The following is a 20,567-nucleotide window of genomic DNA, read 5'->3' as shown; positions in this document are numbered from 1 at the left end:
TCCCCATTCAGTAGGAGTGCGCTCCATGCCCTCAGTTCCCGCAGCTCCCCTGCTCTCCCTCACCTGGACCGACCACATCACCGGCCACCGGGGCTTCCTGGTCATCGACCGCCTCGTACGGGGTGTCTGCAGCGGCGGCCTGCGGATGCGCCCCGGCTGCACCCTCGACGAGGTCGCGGGGCTTGCCCGTGGGATGACCATGAAGGAGGCCCTGCACTACGACCCGAGCGCCCGCTACATACCGCTCGGCGGCGCCAAAGGCGGCATCGACTGCGATCCGCGCGCCCCGGAGGCGTACGACGTCCTGGTGCGCTATCTGAGGGCGGTGCGTCCGTACATCGAGAGCTCCTGGACCACCGGCGAGGACCTGGGCCTGACCCAGGAGCTGGTCGACGATGCGGCGACGGAAGCAGGCTTGATCTCTTCCGTCCAGGCCGTCTACCCGCTCCTGGACGACGAGGCGGCGGCCCGCGCACGCCTGGCGGACGCGTTCGCCGTGGAGGTCGAGGGGATCGGCCTCGGCGAGCTGGTCGGCGGCCATGGGGTCGCCGAAGCGGTGCTCGCGGCGCTTGATCGTGCGGGCCACGCACACGCGGGCGCGCGCGTGGCGGTGCAGGGCCTTGGCACCATGGGCGGCGCGACCGCCCGCTTCCTCACGCGCGCGGGTCTCAGGACGGTGGCCGTCGCCGACATCAAGGGCACGATCGCCAACCCGGCAGGACTCGACGTGGAGGCGCTGCTCGCCGCCCGTGACGCGCACGGCACGGTGGACCGCTCGGCACTGCGCCCCGGCGACCGCGAGCTGCCGGGCGACGCATGGCTGTCCACCGAGGCCGAGATACTGGTCCCCGCCGCCGTGTCGTACACGATTGACGAGGTCAACCAGGCGCGGATCACGGCCCGTTGGATAGCGGAGGCGGCCAACATGCCGGTCCTGCCGGAGGCGGAGCGGCTTCTCGCGGAGCGCGGTGTCACCGTCCTGCCGGACGTCGTGGTCAACTCCGGGACCAACGCCTGGTGGTGGTGGACGCTGTTCGGTGACATCGGGGCCGACGCGGACGAGGCCTTCGCGCACACGCGCCGCTCGATGTGGGCCTTGGTCGACGTGGTCCTGGGCCGGGCGGAGGCGGACGGCACGACGCCGCGCGCGGCCGCCCACGCGCTGGTCGCCGACCGGCTTCCGGTGATCGGGGAGCGATTCGGCTGGTGGGCAAACCCATGAGCAGGCACAGACGGACAGCCGGACAGACGGGCATCGACACGTGTGGGCCGGCGGCGGATAGGCTGCCCGGCGTGGCGAGAGTGCGGTTGAGCGTGGCGGAACGGCGGGCGGAACTGCTTTCCGCCACCGTCGAACAGATCGAGGTGCGCGGCGTGGCAGCCGTGCGCATCGCGGACGTGGCCGCGGCGCTCGGGGTGAGCAACGCGCTGGTCCTGTACCACTTCTCGACGAAGGAGAGGCTGGTCGCGGCGGCTTTCGCGCACGCCGCAGAAGGCGACCTGGCCCATCTCCGCACCCTCCTGAGCCGCCGCACCACGGCCCTGCGCCGTCTGCGTGCCGCCGTCCGCTGGTACGCCCCCACAGGCCGGGCCAAGGGCTGGCGCCTCTGGATCGAGGGCTGGTCCGCGGCACTGCGCGAGCCCACGCTGCGTACGGTGACGCGCGACCTGGACCAGCAGTGGAAGGCGGCACTGGCGGAGGTGATCGAGGAGGGCGTCGCAGCAGGCGAGTTCACCTGCCCCGACCCCCGGAGCACGGCCCTTCGCCTCACGGCCCTGCTGGACGGCCTCGCGGTCCAGACGACGGCGTACGAGGGCACGCTGCCCCGCGCCCGCATGCTGGCCTGGGTGGACGAGGCCCTGACACGCGAGCTCGGCCTGCTCCCGGCCACCTCCCCGGCGAGCTGACGGCCCCCCTCGGGGGCCGGTCAGGGGCTGGTCAGGCTCCGCTCAGGGCGCCGACTCGATGTGCATCCTGACGGTGTACGGGTCCACGCTGCCCTTGGCCTCCACGTGGTCCCCCGACGACTCTCCCCTGAGCCGACGCCCGAACCACGGCACCAGGTACTCGCGCGCCCAGTTGATGTCGTCGCGCCGCACCTCGAGCGTGCCGCGCGGCGGCTCCGGGGGCCACGGCTGGTCCGGGTCCGCGGGGACCTCGAGGCCAAGGACCTGGGCCGCGCGCAGTGCTACGCGAGTGTGGCCCTCGGCCGAGAGGTGCAGGCGGTCGCCGTCCCAGGCGCGGCGGTCCTGGATGGTCTTGAGGGACCACAGGTCGAGGACCGGGCAGCCGTAGCGGTCGGCGATCGCGCGTACGTGGCCGTTGTACGTGGCGATCTTGCCGCGCAGGTGCTTGAGGACCGGCACCCCGCGGGTGTCGAAGCCCGTGGTCACCATGACGGTGCCGACCGCCGACGTGAGGTCGGCGACCGCTCGCTCGAACCGCTCGGCGACCTCGTCCGGGTCGGTGCCGGGACGGATGATGTCGTTGCCGCCCGCGCAGAACGTCAGGAAGTCGGGGCCCATCCGCTTGGCCAGGGGCACCTGGTCCGCGACGACCTGGTCGAGCAGCTTCCCGCGCACGGCGAGGTTGGCGTACTGGAAAGTGTGCTCCGGCATTCGGTCGTCGAGCAGGACGGCGAGGCGGTCGGCCCAGCCGACGAACGTTCCGTCAGGACCGGGGTCCCCCACGCCTTCGGTGAAGCTGTCGCCGACCGCTGCGTAGGAGGTGAATGTGTCTGGGATGAAGGATGTCGACTCTGCTCTCACGTCGTCATATCTTTCACCTTGCTAAGTGACCTACGCCACCGTAGGGAGGGGTTGACGGGGGGTGAGATAAGCCACCGGTCAAGTTTCGTTCAAGCCCGGAATACACGGCGGACCGTGCGGCAGCGGGTGCGGTCGAGGGGGCATCACCTTTGAGGCAACGCTCATGCACCGGCAGTGATTGCCTCAGGAACCCATGTCGTATGGTCGAAGCCGCAATCCCCACCGGCGAGTCGCGCCGGCGGCCGCATGGGAGGAGCCCCCGTGACGCAGCAAGTCCCGCCGACAGAGCTGTCGGAGCCCGAGCTGACCGGAGTCCGCAACTTCCGTGATGTGGGCGGACTTCCGACGGTGGACGGCCGCAGGGTCCGGCCGGGCCGGCTCTTCCGCAGCGGTCACCTCGCGCACGCCACGGCGGCCGACGCCGCGTTCCTCTCCACCCTGAACCTGCGCACGATCTACGACTTCCGCAACGCGGCCGACCAGCGACTCGAAGGCCCGGACGTCGAACTGCCCGGCGTCCGCAACGTGAACCTGCCGCTGACCGACCCGGCCCACGGCGCCGAGTTCTGGACGATGGTCCGCGACGGAGATCTGGACCAGTTGCGCGCGGCCCTCTCCGACGGGCAGGCCGCGGGGCGCCTCTCCGACACGTACCGCGAGATCATCAAGGACCGCACCGCCGAACACAGCCGCATCCTGCACGAGATGGCCGCGGACAGCGTGCCCGCGCTGATGCACTGCGCCGCGGGCAAGGACCGTGCGGGCCTCTCCATAGCCGTCACCCTCCTTGCCGTCGGCGTCGAGCGCGACGCCATCGAGGCGGACTACCTGGAGTCGAACGCCACCCACCGCCGCTACAAGGTGCGCCGCGGCGACAACTCCCCGAACGCCATGTCCCCCGAGGTCATGCAGCTGCTCAGCCCGCTCTTCGAGGCCCGCGCCGAGTATCTGGCCGCCGCCTTCGAGACGATCGAGCAGACCTGGGGCGACACGGAGACCTACCTCGCCGAGGGCCTCAAGGTGACCCCGGAGATACGCGAGCGGCTACGCGAGCACCTCCTGGACTGAGCCCCCGCGCCGCTTCCCCTACTGGTTCTGCTACTGGTTCTGCTACTGGTTCTGGGCGCCCATGGTGAACAGCAGATAGATGAAGGCCGCGAAGAGGTGGCCGACGGCCACGTAGATGATCAGCCGGATCCACAGTCCGCGGGGGAGCTTCTCCTCCATGGACATCTTCCTCTTGGCGGGCACAGCCGCGGGATCCGTCCGGTCGGGCTGCTGCGCTTCAGGTTCCGTCATCGCGGGTCTCCCATGGTGGAGCTGTGCGGGGCCCCGCCGAGGCACAGCGCGGTGGCGGGACTCTGCAGCAGGGTGTGAACGAAGAGAAGGTCGGTGCCGAGGTGGTCCGCGGCGGCGATCCGGTGCGGGGTCAGCGAATCGAAGTGGGCGCTGTCCCCGGGTTCGAGCGTGTACGTGGCGTCACCGAGCCGCAGTCGCAGGCGCCCCTTCAGGACGTACAGCCATTCCTCACCGGGGTGGACGCGCACGATGTCGCCCTGCGCCCCGTGCGGTACGTGCACCCGCAGCGCCTGCATGCCACGGCCCTGCGCGCCCGCCTGCCAGTAGGTCCAGCCGCCCGCCCGGGTCGGCTCCATGTCCGCGGCGCGGACGATCGCGTCCCGGTCGGCGGGCGTCTCGCCGAGGAGCTCCGACACCGTCGTACCGTAGGTACGGGCGAGTGCGAGCAGCAGGGGCAGGGACGGCTGGCGCTGCCCGGTCTCCAGGCGGGAGAGATGGGCGGCCGAGAGCCCGGCGGCGCGGGCCGCGGCCTCCAGCGTCAGCGCGGCACGGCGCCGCAGCTCACGCAGTTGCGGGGCGACGGCCGGCAGGGCCTCTGTGTCCTGCGGGTCGACCGGTTCGGGCTCGGCATCGCTCATACGTCGATTGAGCCAGGCTCTTACCTCTGAGGCAACTTTATTGCCTCAGAGGCAAAACTGTCCGTCGTGATCCTTCAGCGGTTCGCGACCGCCTGCTTCACCAGTGTCTTCCCGAAGTCCCACATGAGGCCGCCCCCGCTGTGCGCCTCGTCCATCACCTCGGTGAAGGCCTCCACGAACCGGTCGACCTCCTTCTCCCCGACGGTCAGCGGCGGGATCAGTTTGATGACCTCCAGATGGTCGCCGGAGACCTGGGTCAGGATGCGGTGCTTCTGCAGCAGTGGCACGACGACCATCTGCGCGAAGAGCCCCTTGCGTGCCGCCTGGAGCATCGTCCAGCGGCTGCGCAGCTTCAGCGACTTGGGGCGGCCGAACTCGATGCCGACCATCAGGCCCCGGCCGCGCACCTCGCTCAGCAGCTCATAGCGGTCGACGAGCGCGCCGAGCCGTGATTTCAGGAGCTCACCGATCGCGCGCGCGTTCGCGACGATCTCCTCGTTCTCCATGACGGACAGGACGGCGAGCCCGGCCGCCATGGCCTGTGCGTTGGACCCGAAGCTCGCCGAGTGCACAAGGACCCGGTCCATGGACGAGAAGACCTTCTTGAAGATCCAGTCCTTGCCGAGGGTCGCGCCCACCGGCACATAGCCGCCTGACAGCGCCTTGGCGACGCACACCAGATCCGGCTCGACGCCCTCCTCGTGCTGGTAGGCGTAGAAGTCGCCGGTCCTGCCGAGGCCCGTCTGCACCTCGTCGGCGATCAGGAGCGCCTTGTGCTGGTGGAGCAGCTCCTGGGCGGCGCGCAGATAGCCGGGGGGTGTCGCGTGCACGCCCTTGCCCTGGACGGGTTCGAGGATGAGCCCGGCCACGTCGCCCTTCTTCAGTTCCTTGCGCAGGGCGTCAAGGTCGCCGAGCGGGATCGCCGTGTCGGGGAGCAGCGGGGCGAAGCCGTCCCGGAAGCCGGACTCGCCGTTGACCGAGAGCGAGCCCGTCGTCAGGCCGTGGAAGGCGTGCGTGCAGTACAGCACCCTCGGTCGGCCCGTCGCGTACCGAGCGAACTTCAGCGCGGTCTCGACGGCCTCCGTGCCGCTGTTGCCGAAGAACACCCTGTCCAGGTGCGGGCTGTGGGTCAGCAGCTTCTCCGCGAGCAGGCCGGGCAGGGGCTGGCAGTCGAAGCGCGTCAGGTCGGCGAGCGAGGCGTCCAGGACGTCGTGCAGCGCCTTGCGTACGACGGGGTGGTGGCGGCCGAGGCCCATCACCCCGAAGCCCGCGAGCATGTCGAGGTAGTCGTTTCCGTCCGCGTCCCAGAAGTAGGCGCCCTCGGCCCGCTCGTAGACCTTGTCGAAGCCGATGGTGTGCAGCATGCGCGGCAGCTGATGGTTCAGGTGGCGCGCGTGCAGTTCGTAGCGCTCCGCGCCACGCTCGGCGAGGAGTCTGCCGAGGTCGAACTCCTTGGTCATGCTCCGTGCTCCTTGGCTGCCAGGGTGGCGCTGATCCGCCCCGCGATCTCGACCGGGGTGAGCCCGAGATCCGCGAGCACCTCGCCCCGCTTGGCGTGCGCGAGGAACTGCTCGGGGATGCCGAACCGCCTTACGGGTACGTCGACTTCGGCATCGCCGAGCGCGAGAGCGACCGCCGCGCCGACCCCGGCCGCCCTGCTGTTGTCCTCGACGATTCCCACGACACGGTGCCCTGCGGCGAGGGCGGGCAGTTCGGCGTCGACCGGCTTGACCCAGCGCGGGTCGACCACGGTGACGCCGAGCCCCCGCTCCCGCAGCAGATCGGCGGCCTGCAGGCAGACGGGCGCCATCACGCCGACCGCCACCAACAGCACGTCCGCGTCGGTGTCTTGAGGTCCTCGGCTCAGCACGTCCATGCCGCCGATCCGCTCCACCGCGGGTATCGCGGGGCCCACCGACTCCTTGGGGAAGCGGAGCAGCGTCGGCGCGTCGTCCACGGCGACCGCCTCCCGCAGCTGCGTGCGCAGTTGGTCGGCGTCGCGCGGCGCCGCGATCCTGAGGCCCGGCACGACCTGGAGGATCGACATGTCCCACATGCCGTTGTGCGAGGCGCCGTCGACACCGGTGACCCCGGCCCGGTCGAGGACGAAGGTGACGCCGCACTCGTGCAGTGCGACGTCCATCAGGAGCTGGTCGAAGGCCCGGTTGAGGAAGGTGGCGTAGACGGCGACGACGGGATGCAGTCCCCCTGTCGCGAGCCCGGCCGCCGACACCGTGGCGTGCTGTTCCGCGATTCCGACGTCCCACACGCGGTCGGGATAGGCCTGGGCGAACTTGGTCAGGCCGACCGGGCCCAGCATGGCCGCGGTGATCGCGACCACGTCGTCCCGCTCGGCACCGATGCGTACGATCTCGTCGCCGAACACCGAAGTCCAGGAGGGCCCGTTGGAGGGTGCGAGGGGCTCGCAGGTCAGCGGGTCCATCACGCCGACCGTATGAAAGCGGTCGGCCTCGTCCGCGAGCGCGGGTTCGTAGCCGCGCCCTTTCTCGGTGAGGCAGTGGACGATGACGGGGCCGTGGAAGCGTTTCGCACGTCGCAGTGCCGACTCGACGGCTCCGGTGTCGTGCCCGTCGATCGGCCCGACGTACTTGAGTCCGAGGTCCTCGAACATGCCCTGCGGCGCGAAGGCGTCCTTGAACCCCTTCTTGGCGCCGTGCAGCGACTCGTACAGGGTGTGCCCGACGACGGGTGTGCGCTGGAGTATGTCCTTCCCCCAGGCAAGCACCTGCTCGTAGCTGTCGGTGGTGCGCAGCGTGGCGAGGTGGTTGGCGAGGCCGCCGATGGTGGGAGCGTACGAACGCTCGTTGTCGTTGACGACGATGATCAGCGGCCGGTTCTTCGCGGCCGCGATGTTGTTGAGCGCCTCCCACGCCATGCCACCGGTCAGCGCGCCGTCACCGATGACGGCGACGACATGCCCGCGCTCCCCCAGGACCTGGCGCGCCTTGGCCAGGCCGTCGGCCCAGCCGAGCGCGGTCGACGCGTGGCTGTTCTCGACGATGTCGTGCTCGGACTCCGCGCGCGAGGGGTAGCCGGAGAGGCCGCCCTTGCCGCGCAGCTTGGAAAAGTCCTGGCGGCCCGTCAGAAGCTTGTGGACGTAGCTCTGGTGGCCGGTGTCCCACACGAGGCGGTCGAGCGGCGACTCGAAGACCCGATGGAGGGCGATGGAGAGTTCCACCACCCCCAGATTGGGCCCGAGATGCCCCCCGGTTCTTGCGACCGCGTGCACCAGGAACTCCCGTACCTCCTCGGCAAGTTCGTCGAGCTCGGCCTCGGTCAGCGCCTTCAGATCGCGCGGCCCCCGAATGGTTTCCAGAATGGTCATGCTCGGGCCCCCTCTCTGGTTGATCTCAGCTCACGGTGACGTCGGGCATCCCTGAGGTGACGCCGTCGCCCTCCATCTGTGCGGCGATCTTCATCGCCTCTTCGATGAGCGTCTGGACGATCTTCGACTCCGGGACGGTCTTGATGACCTCGCCCTTGACGAAGATCTGCCCCTTGCCATTGCCGGACGCGACGCCGAGATCCGCCTCACGGGCCTCCCCAGGCCCGTTCACGACACACCCCATCACCGCGACGCGCAGCGGCACTTCCATGCCGTCAAGGCCCGCGGTGACCTCTTCGGCCAGCTTGTACACGTCCACCTGGGCCCGCCCGCAGGACGGGCAGGAGACGATCTCCAGGCGCCGTTGGCGGAGGTTCAGGGACTCCAGGATCTGGATGCCGACCTTGACCTCCTCGGCGGGCGGCGCGGACAGCGAGACCCGGATGGTGTCGCCGATGCCCTCGCTCAGCAACGCCCCGAAAGCCACTGCCGACTTGATCGTGCCCTGGAAGGCCGGACCCGCCTCGGTCACGCCGAGGTGCAGGGGGTAGTCGCTGGCGGCGGCCAGCTGGCGGTAGGCGTTGACCATGACCACCGGGTCGTTGTGCTTGACCGAGATCTTGATGTCGCGGAAGCCGTGCTCCTCAAAGAGCGACGCCTCCCACAGCGCGGACTCGACCAGGGCCTCCGGAGTGGCCTTGCCGTACTTCGCGAGAAGGCGCGCGTCCAGGGAGCCCGCGTTGACACCGATCCGGATCGGCGTGCCCGCGTCGTTCGCGGCCCGCGCGATCTCGCGCACCTTGTCGTCGAACTGCCTGATGTTGCCGGGGTTCACACGGACCGCGGCGCATCCGGCGTCGATGGCGGCGAAGACGTACTTCGGCTGGAAGTGAATGTCCGCGATCACCGGGATCTGTGACTTGCGCGCGATGGTCGCAAGCGCGTCCGCGTCGTCCTGCGTAGGACAGGCGACCCGCACGATCTGGCAGCCGGACGCGGTGAGTTCGGCGATCTGCTGCAGCGTCGCCCCGATGTCGGACGTACGCGTCGTCGTCATGGACTGCACCGAGACCGGCGCGCCACCCCCCACGGCCACCGGTCCGACCTCGATGCGCCGCGAGAGGCGACGCTCGGCGATCGGCCGGACCGGCAGCTCAGGAAGGCCCAGTGCGACAGGCGTTCCAGGGGTCATGACGTCACCCGCGGTTTCCGGAGACCGTCTCACGGGCGGCGCGGATGGACTCCTTGAGTGAGCCCATGGTGGCGAGGACGGCGGTCGGCTCGTAGCCGCAGTGCGCCATGCAGTTGGCGCACCTCGGGTCCTTGCCGCGGCCGTACTTGCTCCAGTCGGTCTCCTCGATGAGCTCCTTGTACGTGGGGACGTACCCGTCGCTCATCAGGTAGCAGGGGCGCTGCCAGCCGAAGAGCGAGTAGTTCGGGATCGCCCACGCGGTGCACGGGAAGTCCGCCTTGCCCTCGAGGAAGTCGAGGAACAGCGGCGAGTGGTTCAGGCGCCAGCGCCGCCTGTTGCCGCCCGCGAAGGCCTTCTTGAAGAGTTCGCGGGTCTGGTCGACGCCCAGGAAGTGCTCCTGGTCCGGCGCCTTCTCGTAGGCGTAGGCGGGCGAGAGCATCATCTCGTCGACTTCCAGCTCGTCGTTGAGGAAGTTGAGGACCTCGATGATGTTCTGCGGTGTGTCGTTGCTGAAGAAGGTGGAGTTGGTGGTCACCCGGAAACCGCGTTTCTTGGCTTCCTTGATGGCCTCCACCGCCTCGTCGAACACGCCCTCCTTCGCGACGGATTCGTCGTGCCGCTCGCGCATGCCGTCGATGTGCACGGCGAACGCGAAGTACGGGGACGGGGTGAACTTCTCCAGCTTCTTGCGCAGCAGCATGGCGTTGGTGCAGAGGAAGACGTACTTCTTCTTCGCCACCAACTGCCGCACGATCTCGTCGATGTGAGGGTGCATCAGCGGTTCGCCACCGGCGATGGACACCATCGGCGCACCGGATTCGAGCACGGCGCCCACGGCCTGGGCCACCGGCATGCGCTGTTTGAGCACGCCGGCCGGGTGCTGGATCTTTCCGCATCCCTCGCACGCGAGGTTGCACGCGAAAAGCGGTTCCAACTCGACGATCAGCGGAAACTTCTCACGCTTGCGGAGCTTCTGTTCAAAGAGATACGTCGCGACCTTGACGGTCTGGCGCAGCGGCATGGCCATCTGGCTCACCTCCGAGGGAGCAAAGAAGAACGGTGCCATTCGAAAAATGCGGGAAGCACGGCACGAAGGACGCGGAAAGCCGATATTCCACCGCGTACCGTGCCGATGCGGACGAGTTCGTGCTGTGGGGCGTCCACGACCACCCGGACGGCGGCAACCGGCCGGGCTCCCGCCCGCATCGCGCTGTGCAGCGTCGCGGCGGACTCCATGTCCACCGCGATCGCGCCCGTGGCGAGCAGGGCGGCGCGTTCGTGTCCGCGGACGACGTGGTCGGAGCCGGTCAGCGGGCCGGTGTGCACGGTGCGCCCGGGCACGGCCCGCACCAGCTCCTTGACAAGGAGTTCCGTACCGACGCACAGCGTGTGGCCGTGTACGTCGCGGGTCTGGTCGGCGACGACCAGATCGCCGGGGTGCATGCCGGGGACGAGCCCGGCACAGAAACCGGTGGCCACGACGGCGGCGTGGCGCAGCTGTTCCTTGCCGAGAGCTCCGGTGACGGCGCGCTCGGCGTTCTTGGGGCCCATGCCCGTACGGAGCACGGTGACCCGTCCGCGCGAACCCCCGCGGTCACCCGTGCGCAGGGCGAGGTGCTCGATGCCGAGGGCGCAGGCGATGAGGAGCGGCGTCGGGCTCTGAGCGGCCGGGGTCCGGTCCATCAACCCCCCTTGACGGCGAGGCCCGCGAACGGCTCCCCGTTCACGTACCGGCCGAGCGCGGTGAGCGGGAACACCTGCCGGTAGAGGTGGTAGTTGATGGAGAAGTCCCAGGGGAAGCCGGTGCCGGTGAAGTACGGCTCGTCCCAGGAGCCGTCGTCCCGCTGGGTCTCGGCGAGCCAGGTGATGCCCCGCTCCACGGCCTTGGACTGCCCCTCGCCTGCCGCGAGCAGCGCGAGCAGCGCCCAGGCGGTCTGCGACGCGGTGGAGACGCCGTGGCCCCGCCACTCCTCGTAGCGGTAGGAGCGCAGGTCCTCGCCCCAGCCCCCGTCGTCGTTCTGCACCGACTCCAGCCAGCCGACGGCGCGGCGCAGCGCGGGGTGCGAGCCCGGCAGGCCCGAAGCGGTGAGGGCGGGCACCACGGACCCTGTCCCGTATACGTAGTTGACGCCCCAGCGGCCGAACCAGGAACCGTCCGGCTCCTGTTCGGCGAGCAGCCACTCGATACCGCGCCGGGTGCGCGGGTCGTGCGCCTTGCCCTCGATGGCGAGCATCTCGACGACGTGCCCGGTGACGTCGGCCGACGGCGGGTCGATGACCTCGCCGAAGTCGCAGAACGGCAGCCGGTTGGGGAACGGGCTCGTGTTGTCCGCGTCGAAGGCGGCCCACGCGCCGTTCTTGGACTGCATGCCCAGGTTCCAGCGCACCCCGCGGGAGATCGCGTTCTCCATGCGCGGGCGGTCCGGGTGGTCGACGCGCCGCAGGGCCAGGATGACCTCGGCGGTGTCGTCGATGTCCGGGTAGTTGTCGTTGTGGAACTCGAACGCCCAGCCTCCAGGGGCTAGTTGGGGCCTCCGCACCGACCAGTCGCCCGGCCGTACGATCTCCTCGCCGAGCATCCAGTCGGCCGCCTTGACGAGCTGCGGGTGGTCGGCGGGCACGCCCGCGTCGGCGAGTGCGATGGTCGCGAGGCAGGTGTCCCAGACCGGCGACTGGCACGCCTCGATCATCCGGGCGCCGTCATCGCGCCAGACCGCGAACCGGTCGAGCGAGGCGAGGCCCGCTTTGAGGACCGGGTGTTCCAGGTCGTAGCCGAGCAGGTGAAGGGCGATCACGGAGTAGACGGCGGGTGGCTGAATGCCGCCCCAGCAGCCGTCGTTCTCCTGCCGTTCGATGATCCAGCGGGCGGCGCTGTTCATCGCGGCCTTGCGCACTTTGCGCGGGGCGAACTTGTGGTAGACGTGCAGCGCCTTGTCGAGCCGCTGGAAGACGCCGTCCCAACTCCCCATGCGGGCAAGGGGCTTACTGGGGTTCGGTACGCGCACGTCGCTGTGCAGCTCTTCCAGCGGGAAGGGCGCGGGCCGGACGGGGCGCAGGGCGGAGACGACCGTGAGCGGCACGATCGTCTGGCGGGCCCAGCACCCGAAGTCGTAGATGTTGAGGGGCAGCCACTTGGGGAAATAGATGAGCTCCGGCGGGAGTTCGGGCAGGTCGTCCCACTTCCACCAGCCGAACAGGGCGAGCCAGATGCGGGTGAAGACGCGGCTCTCGGCGATGCCGCCCTGGCCGCGGATCCAGGCGGCGGCCCTCGCCATGTGCGGATCGCTCGGGGCGTCGCCCGCCAGACGCAGCGCGACGTACGCCTCGATGGTGGTGGAGAGTTCACCGGGGCCGCCGTAGAACGTGGCCCAGGTCCCGTCATCGCGCTGCTCGCCGCGGATGAACAGCGCGGCGGCGCGGGTGGTCTCCTCGTCCCGGATCCCCAGGAACTGACGGAGCAGCAGGTCCTCGGCGTCCATCGTCACGTTCGTGTCGAGGTCGCCCTTCCACCAGCCTTGGGCGTCCTGCTGAGCGAGCAGGAAGTCGGTGGAGCGTTGTATGGCACGCGCGGCAGCGTCAAGTGGCCCTGGCGGCGCGGCGGTCGGGTCGAGTGGCTGGCTGGCCGAGGCTGCGCGGGGCGTTACCGCTCCGGTGCTTCCGTCGGTCGTCGCTGTCATGGCTTCCCCTTCGTGCAGTCGTCTTCTCTGCTGTGGGTCCGCCGTCGGCCGACGCGCTGGGCGCCGGCCGGCGACTGCGAGTCATATGCGCTCGATAGTGATCATCTCTTCCGTACGACAACGAAATCGGCGAGCGCGACGAGCTGCGCCCGCACCCGCTCCGGCATCTGGATGGTGTCGAGGGCCTCGATGGCGATGGTGTGCTGGCGCCGGGCCTCCTCGGCGGTCCACTCGCGGCCGCCCGCCTGCTCGATCAGGGCGGCGCGTGCGGCGAACTCCTCCTCGGAGAAGCTGTCGAAGTCATTGCTCTTGGCGTCGGCCGCGAGCAGCTCGCCGAGCTGCTCGGACGCGGGCCCGCCCGCGGCGAGCGCGGCCACGACCGGCAGTGACTTCTTGCGCTGGCGAAGGTCGCTCCAGGTCTGCTTGCCGGTGGACTCCGGGTCGCCCCAGATGCCGAGCAGATCGTCCACGGCCTGGAAGGCGAGGCCGAGGTGGTAGCCGTACTTCTCCAGGGTGTCGGCGGTGCGGTCGTCGGCGCCGCCGAGTACGGCACCGATGGAGACCGCGCAGGCGAGGAGGGCGCCGGTCTTGTTGCCCTCCATCTCCAGGCACTCCTCGACGGTGACCCGCTCGCGGTGCTCGTAGGAGATGTCCTGCGCCTGACCGTCGATCAGGGCGCGGGTCGCGGTGGTCAGACGGCGCGTGGCGCGGCCCGCCTCGACGGTGCCGATCTCCAGGAGGATCTCGTTGGCGAGCGCGAAGAGGGCGTCGCCGACGAGGATGGCCTGGGCCGGGCCGTGCACCTTCCACACCGTGTCGCGGTGGCGGCGCTGCTCGTCGCCGTCCATCAGATCGTCGTGCAGCAACGAGAAGTTGTGCACCAGCTCGACGGCGACGGCTCCGGGTACGCCGACTTCCGGCGCGGCACCCGCGGCCTCCGCGGAGAGCAGGGCGAGCGCCGGGCGCACGGCCTTGCCGCCGTCACCGTCCGACGGGTTGCCCTCGGCGTCGATCCAGCCGAAGTGGTAGGCGGCGACGGTGTCCATGGGCGGCGCGAGGCGGTCCACGGCGGACCGCAGCACCGGGGTGGCCAGCGTCCTTCCGCGCTCGAGCAGTGAGGTCACGTCCACCGTGTCGGCAGCCGTTTCGGCCGAGGGCACAGTCGGCACAGTCTCTCCTCTTGTTCCGGTGCTGGATTTCTGGGGACCTGACCCCAGAAGGGCTGGCTTCACGCGGCCTCCTCGGCGTCGAAGAGGTGGTCGCGGGGGCGGTCGAGTGCGAGGAGAGCTGCCTCGGCGGCACTGATGCCACTGCGCACGGCGCTCTCCATGGTCGCGGGCCACCCGGTGGCGGTCCACGCCCCGGCGAGATACAGGCCGGGAGCCTTGGTGCGAGCACCGGGCCGCAGCCGGCCCACGCCGGGAGTCGGTGCGAACGTCGCCGTACGCTCCCGGGTCACGAAGAAGTCCCGTACTTCCGCGCCGTGCGCGGCGGGCAGCATGCGCTCCAGCTCCGGCAGATAGCGCTCGCGCAGCGCGGAGACGGGAGCGTCGATCTCGTCCTGGGCCGCGGACTGGGACAGTGCGAGGTACTGACCCTCCGCGAGCCCGGAGGCGTCGGTCCGGTCGAAGACCCACTGCACCGGCGAGCCGATGGCCGCGAAGAAGGGGCGCCGCAGGACCTTGCGGTCGTAGACGACGTGGATGTTGAGGATCGGGGCGGTGTCGATGTCGAGCAGCCGGTCGGGCTCGTCGAGGACACCTTCCGGCAACAGGTCGTGCGTCTCGTGCTGCGGCACGGCGAGGACGACCGTGTCCGCCTGGATTTCCTCGCCGGGAACTTCGACCTGCCAACCCCCGTTCTCCGTACGGGAGATGGAGGTGACTCGTGTCTTCAATTCGGTTCGCACGCCCGCGGAGTCGAGCGCCTTGCGGGCGAGCGTGTCATGGATGTCACCGAGGGGCACGTGTGCCCAGCCGATGTCGGCGGCGCCCGGCTGCGAGAGCAGCCCGGTCTTGAAGACCATCGCGGCGAGGCCGAGCGAGGAGTCCCCCGCGACGGCGTTCAGCGTGGCCACACCGACCAGGTCCCACAGGGCCTCGATGGCGCGCGCCGACTGACCGTGCGCGGCGAGCCAGCTGCCGAAGTCCTGGCCGTCGAGCCTGGGGTCGGCCGGGTCGAGTCCCTTGAGGGCGAGCGCGGCGCGTCCCACGTTGGCGCGCTCCGCGAGCGACAGATGCGGATACGTGGCGAGGCTCGCCGCGAGGTGCAGCGGCACGGGAAGGGCGGTGCGTCGAAGGCGTCCGAGGCGGTTCCGGTCGGCGTCGAGTACAGGCACGTCGAGACGTTCCTGCAGGGGTGCGAGAGCCGCGCCGTCGACGCGGTCGAGAAACCAGCGGTAGGCGGTGCAGCAGCGCAGATAGACGTGCTGGCCGTTGTCGACGGTCAGCTCGCCGCGCTTGAAGGAGAAGGCGAGCCCGCCGAGGCGCGGCCGCCCTTCGAGCAGTGTCACGCGCAGCCCCGCGTCGGCGAGGGACAGCGCCGCGGTGATACCGGCGAGACCCCCGCCGACCACCACGGCGGCCCCCCGCCCGGCTTGGCCGTCGGCCTCCTCAGCCGATCGCATGTCGTCGTCCCTCATGCCCTCTCCCCCTCGGCCGTTGCAGTCTGGGACGCCAGGGCGGAGCGGAGGGTTGCCGGACGGTTGCAGGGTCTTGCCCTACGTTCACCGCATTCGCCGTGGATGCCCATCAAGTACGCCTCCGGACGGTCTGTCGGGAGATGGTGCGTGCGTCGAGACCGGAGAGACCGCGCACGGCGACATACGCCTTTTCGTGCCCCGGCAGCGAGACACGGCCGCGCAGGACCGCCTCCGGCTCCCGCTCGATGCGGTCGAGAAGCCGTCGGTAGATGCCCGCCATGGCGGCGACGCAGGCCCCGCTGCGCCGGTCCAGCATGGGAAGCAGTCGGTACCCCTCGGCGAAAAGGGCCCGCGCCCTGCGCACCTCGAAGTGCACGAGTCCGGCGAAGTCGGAACCGGCGGGCGGCTGTGAACCCGAGAACCCGGCGGAGCAGCCGAACTTGGCGAGGTCGTCGGCGGGAAGATACGTACGGCCGTTCTCCGCGTCCTCGCGAACGTCGCGCAGGATGTTGGTGAGTTGGAGCGCAAGGCCGAGCGTGTCGGCATACTCCGGCGCGCGCTCGGCATGGAGCGCCCCCCGCTCCGTACCGAATACGCCCAGGGAGAGCCGTCCGATGGCCCCGGCCACGCACCGGCAGTAGACCTTGAGGTCCTCCCACGTCTCGTACGTCTCACCGCGGACATCCATCAGGACTCCGTCGATCAGCTCGTCGAGACCGCCGAGCGGGAGGGGGAAGTGCTCCGCGGCATGCGCGAGCGCGACCGCCACGGGGTCGGTGTCGTCCTCGTCCACCTCGCCCCCGCGGATCCGGACGAGCAACGCCCGGGTCTCGTCGAGGCGCTCGGCCTTGACGTCCGGCGCGAGCGCGCCGTCACCGATGTCGTCCACGCGCCGCGAGAGGGCGTAGAGCGCCGACATGGCGCGGCGCTTGGGCATCGGGAGCAATCTGATGCCGTAGGCGAAATTGCGTGCTTGCTGTCCGGTGACGGCCTCGCAGTAGCTGTATGCGGCGAGAACCGGCGCGGACACGTTCGGGCCTGACTCCACGGTCCGGCTCACCCCTCTCCTCGCAGAACCGCTCCCACCTCACGCAGCAAACGCGGCTTGGTGGGCTTCGGCGGTCCAGGAAGTACGTCGTATCCGGCGGCGGCGATCGCATGGACCGCCGCCCTCCCCCCAGCCACGAAGCCCGCAAGCAGCACCTTCAGCCTGCCGTGGACGCTACCCACCAAGGGGGTTCCTTCATTCAGGAGGCAGCGGGCGCGTTCTGCTTCATATGCAACCAGTGCGCGCACCGATGCGCCTGCTGTCGATGCGGCCAGATCCCGCTCCCGCACATGAAATCGCTTCATGTCTTCGGCGGGCAGGTAAATACGGTCCCGTTCCAGGTCCTCGGCGACGTCCTGCAGGTGCTCGACGATCTGGAGGGCGGTGCACACCGCGTCCGAGCGGCGGATCCGCTCCGGGGTCGCGGTGCCGGTGATGCCGAGGACCAGACGGCCCACGGGGTTCGCTGAAAGCTCGCAGTAGGCCAGGAGGTCGTCGTACGTCTCGTAGCGCGCGACGAGCTGATCCTGGCGGTTGGCCGCGATCAGGCCGAGGAAGGGTTCGGGCGTGAGGTCACAGCGCCGCACGGTGGGCTGCAGCGCGCGCATCAGGGGGTGGCGGGGCTCACCGGGCCCGAAGACCCGGTGCAGGTCGGCCTCGAAGGCGTCCAGGAGAGCGAGCCGGTCGTCGGCGGCATCGGGGTCCACACCGAGGTGGCGGGCGTCGCCGCCGCCGGGGGCCAGGTCGCCGTCGCCGATGTCGTCGACGAGTCGGGCGTAGCCGTACACCGCCATGAGGTCGTCGCGCCAGGCGCGGGGCAGGAAGAAGGGCGCCACCGGGAAGTTCTCGTCCGCGGCCTTCGCGAGGACGGCGGATGCGTCGCGCAGCTGGAGATCATCCGTAGCCATTGCCGTCACATCTCCCGTTCTACACTGCCGACCCAATACAACCCATTTCGGACACGCCGCCCGGCCCGCCACGAGGCGGACCGAGTCATGAGCCGGGGCGCCGCGCGATATCGCCCCACTTGCCGCGAATCAGCACCCGTACAGCTTACGTTGTACAACGCAGCCTGCATCGTCGGGGTGTTCCGCGCATCACAACAACACACCGATTGGCGTCAATCTTCCCTGGGCCCAAGGGACTTGAGACACCACCGGGGCAGTCGAAGACTCAGGACGCACAAGGGCCCCACCGGGTTGACTCCGGTGGGGCCCTGACACATTCGGGTGTACGGGGCGGGCTACTTGCCCGTGAACTTCTCGTACTCCTTGATGACCTCGTCGGTCGGCCCGTCCATGCGCAGCTCGCCGCGCTCGAGCCACAGCACGCGGTCGCAGGTGTCGCGGATGGACTTGTTGTTGTGGCTGACGAGGAAGACCGTGCCGGCCTCCTTGCGGAGCTCGCGGATGCGGGCCTCGGAGCGCTTCTGGAACTTCCGGTCGCCGGTGGCCAGGGCCTCGTCGATCATCAGCACGTCGTGGTCCTTGGCGGCCGCGATGGAGAAGCGCAGACGGGCCGCCATGCCGGACGAGTAGGTGCGCATCGGCAGCGTGATGAAATCGCCCTTCTCGTTGATGCCCGAGAAGTCGACGATGTCCTGGTAGCGCTCCCTGATCTGCTCGCGCGTCATGCCCATCGCGAGCCCGCCGAGTATGACGTTGCGCTCGCCCGTCAGGTCGTTCATCAGGGCCGCGTTGACGCCGAGCAGCGAGGGCTGGCCGTCGGTGTAGACCTTGCCCTGCTCGGCGGGGAGCAGGCCTGCGATGGCACGGAGCAGGGTCGACTTGCCGGAGCCGTTCGAGCCGATCAGGCCGATGGCCTCGCCGCGGTAGGAGGTGAAGCTGACGCCGCGCACGGCGTGCACCTTGCGTACGCCCCGCTCCTCGCCGCGCTTGAACATGCGGCTCAGTGCGGAGGTGGCGCTGCCCTTGCCCGTCTTCGCGCCGTTCACGCGGTAGACGATGTGCAGCTCGTCGGCGATGACGGTGGGGATGTGCCCCTTGTCGGTGATCGTGTCTTCGATCTTGTCTTCGTCAGCCACGGCCGTAACGCTCCTCAGCCTTCCAGAAGTACACGAAGCCGACCACGCCGAACAGGACCGCCCAGCCGGCGGCGATGAACCAGACGTGTTCCGGCAGGTACGACTTGCCGTAGTCGTCGATCATGGCGAAGCGGATCAGGTCCATGTAGACGGCGGCGGGGTTCCACTGGAGCACGTCCCCGACCCAGCTGGGCACGCCCTCCTTGGTCGAGAGCATCGCGGGGATGCTGAACATGACGCCCGAGGCGTACATCCAGGTCCGCATCACGAACGGCATGAGCTGTGCCAGGTCGGGCGTCTTGCTGCCCATCCGGGCGAAGATCAGCGCCAGGCCCATGTTGAACACGAACTGCAGGAGCAGCGCGGGCAGGACCAGGAGCCAGGAGAGGGCGGGGTAGATCCCGAACGCACACATGATGATGACGAGCACGATCATCGAGAACAGCAGCTGCTGGAGCTGCTGGAGCGCGAAGGAGATCGGCAGCGAGGCGCGCGGGAAGTGCAGGGCCCTGACCAGGCCGAGGTTGCCGGAGATCGCCCGCACGCCCGCCATGACGGAGCTCTGCGTGAACGTGAAGACGAAGACACCGGTCACCAGGAACGGCACGTAGATGTGGTGCGGAATGCCGTCCCTGGCGCCGAGCAGCAGTCCGAAGATGAAGAAGTAGACCGCGGCGTTCAGGAGCGGCGTCGCCACCTGCCACAGCTGGCCGAGCTTGGCCTGGCTGTACTGGGCGGTCAGCTTCGCCTGCGAGAAGGCGAGGATGAAGTGGCGCCGCCCCCAGAGCTGGTTGACGTACTCGAAAAGTCCGGGCCGTGCGCCGCTGACGGTCAGACCGTACTTGGCGGCGAGATCGGCCCGGGAGAGCCCGTCATCGGGCGGCGGGGTCGACGGGGATGCTGTCACCGCGACTCCGCCGTCATGCGTTGTCTCACTCACGAGTGGAAACTTTCGTCTTCAGATGCGCAGCCGGTCGGGCGTAGGCATGGGCCAGGGACCGGGGTATGGCCCAGATGTTCTCAGACCCGAGCTTCTCAGATGACAGGAGGTCGGCCCAGTCGGGTCAGGCGCCACACCGTACGCCACCTCATCGGTTTGCGAGGTCCGCAGGGCGTGGTCCAGCCCTCCTTGAACCCGCCGAACCACGCCTTGAGCGCGGGGCCGGACGGGCGCCTGGCCAGGGTCAGGAGCATCCACACACCGAGGTAGACCGGGACCAGGAGCGCGGGCAGATTGCGGCGGGCGAGCCAGACCCGGTTGCGGGCGACCATCCGGTGGTAGACCGCGTGCCTGGAGGGGGCGGTCGTCGGGTGGAAGAGCACCATGTCGGCGCGGTAGTCGATCATCCAGCCCGCGTTCAGCGCACGCCAGGCGAGGTCGGTCTCCTCGTGGGCGTAGAAGAACTCGCCGGGCAGAGGGCCGACATCGGCGAAGACCTGCGTACGGACGGCGTTGCCGCCGCCGAGGAAGGTCGTCACGCGCGATGAGCGCATCGGATCGGCCGCGCGCAGCCGCGGAACGTGGCGACGCTGGGTCTCCCCCGTGTCCGGGTCGGCGATGCGGAAGCTGATGATCCCGAGCTTCGGGTCGGCGGTGAAGGCCTCTCGGCACAGCTGGGCCGTGTCCATGTTCGCGAGGAGGCCGTCGTCGTCGAGGAAGAGAAGGATGTCGACGTCCGTGCCGCCGGGACCGAACGCCTCGATGCCGACGTTGCGGCCGCCGGGGATGCCGAGGTTCTCGGGAAGCTCGACGGTGCGTACGCCCTCGGGGACCTCGGGCACGGGGGCGCCGTTGCCGACGACCACCACCTCGACCGGGTCGCCGTCCTGCTTGGCGACCGAGTCGAGCAGGGCGCGCAGCTCCTGCGGCCGGTTGCCCATGGTGATGATGACCGCGCCGACCTTCAGGGGCC

The 20,567-nt window shown here is 69.7% G+C and carries 19 protein-coding genes; 3 read left to right on the top strand and 16 right to left on the bottom strand.

Going from position 1 to position 20,567, the window contains the following annotated elements; all coding sequences use genetic code 11:
• Positions 1-25: 25 nt before the first annotated feature.
• Together ACFQ7F_RS01415 and ACFQ7F_RS01410 are read left to right on the top strand one after the other, a co-directional pair.
• Positions 26-1,222: a Glu/Leu/Phe/Val dehydrogenase dimerization domain-containing protein gene (locus ACFQ7F_RS01415; RefSeq protein ID WP_383264334.1), complete on the top strand. Its 1,197-nt coding sequence runs from the start codon at positions 26-28 to the stop codon at positions 1,220-1,222.
• A 71-nt stretch (positions 1,223-1,293) separates the two neighbouring features.
• On the top strand, positions 1,294-1,908 hold the full coding sequence (locus ACFQ7F_RS01410) for a TetR/AcrR family transcriptional regulator (protein WP_383264331.1): 615 nt from the start codon (positions 1,294-1,296) through the stop codon (positions 1,906-1,908).
• 42 nt (positions 1,909-1,950) lie between these two features.
• On the opposite strand, the gene ACFQ7F_RS01405 is transcribed toward ACFQ7F_RS01410, so the two are convergent.
• On the bottom strand, positions 1,951-2,769 hold the full coding sequence (locus tag ACFQ7F_RS01405; protein WP_383264328.1) for an SGNH/GDSL hydrolase family protein: 819 nt from the start codon (positions 2,767-2,769) through the stop codon (positions 1,951-1,953).
• Between the two features lie 261 nt (positions 2,770-3,030).
• On the opposite strand from ACFQ7F_RS01405, the gene ACFQ7F_RS01400 reads away from it, so the two are divergent.
• Positions 3,031-3,837, top strand: a complete 807-nt coding sequence (locus tag ACFQ7F_RS01400; RefSeq protein ID WP_383264325.1) for a tyrosine-protein phosphatase — start codon at positions 3,031-3,033, stop codon at positions 3,835-3,837.
• A 42-nt stretch (positions 3,838-3,879) separates the two neighbouring features.
• Here the strand turns inward: ACFQ7F_RS01400 and ACFQ7F_RS01395 are convergent, their stop codons facing one another.
• The 15 genes from ACFQ7F_RS01395 to ACFQ7F_RS01325 form a co-directional block, all read right to left on the bottom strand.
• Positions 3,880-3,996, bottom strand: coding sequence for a DUF6126 family protein (locus ACFQ7F_RS01395; RefSeq protein WP_383264833.1), 117 nt, complete (start codon positions 3,994-3,996; stop codon positions 3,880-3,882).
• A gap of 68 nt (positions 3,997-4,064) precedes the next feature.
• The gene (locus ACFQ7F_RS01390; protein ID WP_383264323.1) at positions 4,065-4,706 is read right to left on the bottom strand and encodes a cupin domain-containing protein; all 642 of its coding nucleotides are present in this window, start codon (positions 4,704-4,706) and stop codon (positions 4,065-4,067) included.
• A gap of 74 nt (positions 4,707-4,780) precedes the next feature.
• Positions 4,781-6,166 carry an aspartate aminotransferase family protein gene (locus tag ACFQ7F_RS01385; protein WP_383264320.1) on the bottom strand — a complete coding sequence of 462 codons (1,386 nt, stop codon included), beginning with the start codon at positions 6,164-6,166 and terminating at the stop codon, positions 4,781-4,783.
• Entirely contained in the window at positions 6,163-8,052 is a 1,890-nt protein-coding gene (dxs, locus tag ACFQ7F_RS01380) for a 1-deoxy-D-xylulose-5-phosphate synthase (RefSeq protein WP_383264317.1), read from the bottom strand. Before dxs ends, ACFQ7F_RS01385 begins: the two co-directional genes overlap by 4 nt.
• A gap of 25 nt (positions 8,053-8,077) precedes the next feature.
• Positions 8,078-9,244 carry a flavodoxin-dependent (E)-4-hydroxy-3-methylbut-2-enyl-diphosphate synthase gene (ispG, locus tag ACFQ7F_RS01375; RefSeq protein WP_383264314.1) on the bottom strand — a complete coding sequence of 389 codons (1,167 nt, stop codon included), beginning with the start codon at positions 9,242-9,244 and terminating at the stop codon, positions 8,078-8,080.
• A gap of 4 nt (positions 9,245-9,248) precedes the next feature.
• Positions 9,249-10,271: an adenosyl-hopene transferase HpnH gene (hpnH, locus tag ACFQ7F_RS01370; RefSeq protein WP_383264311.1), complete on the bottom strand. Its 1,023-nt coding sequence runs from the start codon at positions 10,269-10,271 to the stop codon at positions 9,249-9,251.
• Between the two features lie 5 nt (positions 10,272-10,276).
• Positions 10,277-10,927, bottom strand: coding sequence for a 1-hydroxy-2-methyl-2-butenyl 4-diphosphate reductase (locus tag ACFQ7F_RS01365; protein WP_383264308.1), 651 nt, complete (start codon positions 10,925-10,927; stop codon positions 10,277-10,279).
• Positions 10,927-12,921: a squalene--hopene cyclase gene (gene shc / locus ACFQ7F_RS01360; protein WP_383264305.1), complete on the bottom strand. Its 1,995-nt coding sequence runs from the start codon at positions 12,919-12,921 to the stop codon at positions 10,927-10,929. The genes ACFQ7F_RS01365 and shc overlap by 1 nt, the downstream gene beginning before the upstream one ends.
• 101 nt (positions 12,922-13,022) lie before the next feature.
• Complete coding sequence (locus ACFQ7F_RS01355) at positions 13,023-14,153, bottom strand: polyprenyl synthetase family protein (protein ID WP_383264302.1); 1,131 nt, start codon at positions 14,151-14,153, stop codon at positions 13,023-13,025.
• Positions 14,150-15,631, bottom strand: a complete 1,482-nt coding sequence (gene hpnE / locus ACFQ7F_RS01350) for a hydroxysqualene dehydroxylase HpnE (RefSeq protein WP_383264831.1) — start codon at positions 15,629-15,631, stop codon at positions 14,150-14,152. The genes ACFQ7F_RS01355 and hpnE overlap by 4 nt, the downstream gene beginning before the upstream one ends.
• A 40-nt stretch (positions 15,632-15,671) precedes the next feature.
• Positions 15,672-16,622 carry a presqualene diphosphate synthase HpnD gene (gene hpnD, locus ACFQ7F_RS01345; RefSeq protein WP_383264299.1) on the bottom strand — a complete coding sequence of 317 codons (951 nt, stop codon included), beginning with the start codon at positions 16,620-16,622 and terminating at the stop codon, positions 15,672-15,674.
• On the bottom strand, positions 16,619-17,518 hold the full coding sequence (hpnC, locus tag ACFQ7F_RS01340; RefSeq protein ID WP_383264296.1) for a squalene synthase HpnC: 900 nt from the start codon (positions 17,516-17,518) through the stop codon (positions 16,619-16,621). The genes hpnD and hpnC overlap by 4 nt, the downstream gene beginning before the upstream one ends.
• A gap of 335 nt (positions 17,519-17,853) precedes the next feature.
• Positions 17,854-18,654 carry an ABC transporter ATP-binding protein gene (locus tag ACFQ7F_RS01335; RefSeq protein ID WP_383264293.1) on the bottom strand — a complete coding sequence of 267 codons (801 nt, stop codon included), beginning with the start codon at positions 18,652-18,654 and terminating at the stop codon, positions 17,854-17,856.
• Complete coding sequence (locus ACFQ7F_RS01330) at positions 18,647-19,594, bottom strand: ABC transporter permease (RefSeq protein ID WP_383264291.1); 948 nt, start codon at positions 19,592-19,594, stop codon at positions 18,647-18,649. Before ACFQ7F_RS01330 ends, ACFQ7F_RS01335 begins: the two co-directional genes overlap by 8 nt.
• 95 nt (positions 19,595-19,689) lie before the next feature.
• Positions 19,690-20,562: a glycosyltransferase family 2 protein gene (locus ACFQ7F_RS01325; protein ID WP_383264828.1), complete on the bottom strand. Its 873-nt coding sequence runs from the start codon at positions 20,560-20,562 to the stop codon at positions 19,690-19,692.
• Positions 20,563-20,567 lie beyond the last annotated feature (5 nt).

Origin of the sequence: Streptomyces sp. NPDC056486, assembly GCF_042795295.1 — a bacterium.
GTDB lineage: Bacteria > Actinomycetota > Actinomycetes > Streptomycetales > Streptomycetaceae > Streptomyces.
The sequence above is the reverse complement of the archived record's forward strand: the minus strand, read 5'-3'. Positions and strand labels throughout refer to the sequence as shown.

Coding starts and splice junctions, on each gene's coding strand:
- shc (WP_383264305.1), bottom strand. CDS start 12,921: ATGACAGCGACGACCGACGGAAGCACCGGAGCGGTAACGCCCCGCGCA.
- hpnH (WP_383264311.1), bottom strand. CDS start 10,271: ATGGCCATGCCGCTGCGCCAGACCGTCAAGGTCGCGACGTATCTCTTT.
- dxs (WP_383264317.1), bottom strand. CDS start 8,052: ATGACCATTCTGGAAACCATTCGGGGGCCGCGCGATCTGAAGGCGCTG.
- ACFQ7F_RS01390 (WP_383264323.1), bottom strand. CDS start 4,706: ATGAGCGATGCCGAGCCCGAACCGGTCGACCCGCAGGACACAGAGGCC.
- hpnC (WP_383264296.1), bottom strand. CDS start 17,518: ATGGCTACGGATGATCTCCAGCTGCGCGACGCATCCGCCGTCCTCGCG.
- ACFQ7F_RS01395 (WP_383264833.1), bottom strand. CDS start 3,996: ATGGAGGAGAAGCTCCCCCGCGGACTGTGGATCCGGCTGATCATCTAC.
- ACFQ7F_RS01365 (WP_383264308.1), bottom strand. CDS start 10,927: ATGGACCGGACCCCGGCCGCTCAGAGCCCGACGCCGCTCCTCATCGCC.
- ACFQ7F_RS01385 (WP_383264320.1), bottom strand. CDS start 6,166: ATGACCAAGGAGTTCGACCTCGGCAGACTCCTCGCCGAGCGTGGCGCG.
- ispG (WP_383264314.1), bottom strand. CDS start 9,244: ATGACCCCTGGAACGCCTGTCGCACTGGGCCTTCCTGAGCTGCCGGTC.
- ACFQ7F_RS01415 (WP_383264334.1), top strand. CDS start 26: ATGCCCTCAGTTCCCGCAGCTCCCCTGCTCTCCCTCACCTGGACCGAC.